Raw genomic sequence first — 1,864 nt, 5'->3', positions numbered from 1 at the left:
GTCGGCATTCCGCTACGTGTGGAAGGCATAAGCAACCTGCCGGACGATCAACCCTGCATACTTGCGGTCAACCATGCCAGCTATATCGATGGCATCTTATTAGCGGAGCTTCTTCCACGCGCTTATACCATTGTCGCCAAGAGTGAACTGCGTAATCATTGGATTCCCAGGCTGTTCATCGAAAAACTCCAGGGTAAGTTTGTCGATCGTTCCGGTCTGCAGGCCGGCACCGACGTTGCCCTGCGCCTCGAACAATTGGCCCAGGCAGGAAGATCGCTGTTGTTCTTTCCAGAGGGTACCTTCGAGGAGTATCCCGGTCTGTTGTCTTTCCACATGGGTGCCTTCGTTGCCGCCAGCCGAAGCGGCCTGCCGGTGGTGCCGATCACCATTCGCGGCAGCCGACCAATCATGGGCGGCCGCACCTGGTTTCCAAGGCATGGGCCAGTGAGGGTGATCGTCTCCCCACCCATAAGCCCTGCGGGCAACAGCTGGAACGATGCCATGATGCTACGCAATGCAGTACGGCAGGTGATCTTGGAAAACTGCGGCGAGCCCGACCTGACCGGAGTCTAGTTTTGCAAACTATGACAAATCTATCCAAATCGAATTTAAGATAAAGAGAATTTGAGTTCCTGTGCCAAAAACGTATAGACGTTACGGGAATTTTGCGGGATTGAGGGGTGCTTCGTTGTGCATTGTTCGCCATGTGGGACAAACTGCAGGCAATCTGATGACCGTATCTCCTGTGATTTTTCCGTACACAAAAATAACAAGTCGTCCTTGAAAATAGATATTTTATTGAGTAAGCACAGACAGAAACCGGATAAGAGTTTGATTAAGCTAAGTATAATTACACGGTTTAGAAAATAGTTTTCAAAGTACCTCAATTGCCGGCTTATGAATGCCCGCTTTGGATTGCGACTTCAACCGGTCATTCAGGAAATGAGAAAATCGGGTTGTAGGAGATTGTTGTCAAACGCTGGCAGGTTTCCTGCCTTGCCTTCTGCTCAAGGCAACACGATCAGCTCGTAGTCCAGTTCCTCATAGTTCGCTATCTGGGTCGGGCCAGCTGGCGTCACGTTGACGTAGTCCGGGAAATCTTCCGGCATTACGTTAAACCAGCTTGCATGGGTGCCACAGACGTGGAACGCAACATCGTCACTCTTTATCAGTGATTTAACAAGGCGATGGGTGCCCTGTTCCTCTTCAGCTTTTTCCGACATCATCATGAACTGCTCGGTGCCATGTGAGACGATGGCAATGGGAAGTTCCGGGAAACGACCACGCAGTTTTTCGATGTTGATCCTCACCTGCGGCAACAGTGAGCGCAGCAGTTCCTCGTCATTACTAACAATCTCTATCACCACGCCGGGCGGAGCTGTATCCATGGCCAGGATTTTGTCGAAACTGCTCGCACTGGCGAGGTGGCCAGTGAAAAACAGTGTAAGTAACAATAACAGGCGGTTCATATGAATTATTCTAGCTCTATTTTGCACAGGGGGCATAGAGGGGTTGATTGCCTGCTTTGTGTCGGAAGCGGTCATTCCTGCTGTAACATTTACTCTTTTGTTAATCGGGCGATTATCTTCATTGTTTTTATCAGAGATTCTGGTTTTTTTGTGAAATCATTTTCACGGAAAAGCATATAGATACACTTACAGTTATAAGTTAAGGTTTTACAGGGAAATGGTTCCAAATCCAGAAGACTATAATTGGAATCTGTTTAACATGACGAGTGGAGAGGGTAAAATGAAAAAATTAACAACAAGCGTGTCTTTGATCTCGTGATGTAAAATGGGACATCCAAGTCTCCCTTTTACACTCGATCTTCGACAGCCTTTATTGCCCCGGACGCCCTGCGTCC

2 protein-coding genes are annotated in these 1,864 nt (G+C 48.5%); one reads left to right on the top strand and one right to left on the bottom strand.

Going from position 1 to position 1,864, the window contains the following annotated elements:
* A partial coding sequence (locus BOW51_RS10395; protein WP_135568259.1) for a lysophospholipid acyltransferase family protein occupies positions 1 to 573 on the top strand: 573 nt, incomplete at its 5' end.
* 434 nt (positions 574 to 1,007) lie between these two features.
* Here BOW51_RS10395 and BOW51_RS10390 read toward each other — a convergent pair.
* Positions 1,008 to 1,469, bottom strand: coding sequence for a DsrE family protein (locus tag BOW51_RS10390; protein ID WP_078477648.1), 462 nt, complete (start codon positions 1,467 to 1,469; stop codon positions 1,008 to 1,010).
* Between the last annotated feature and the right edge of the window lie 395 nt (positions 1,470 to 1,864).

Source organism: Solemya elarraichensis gill symbiont, assembly GCF_002021095.1.
Lineage (GTDB): Bacteria > Pseudomonadota > Gammaproteobacteria > Chromatiales > Chromatiaceae.
This window is presented reverse-complemented; position numbering and strand designations above follow the sequence as displayed.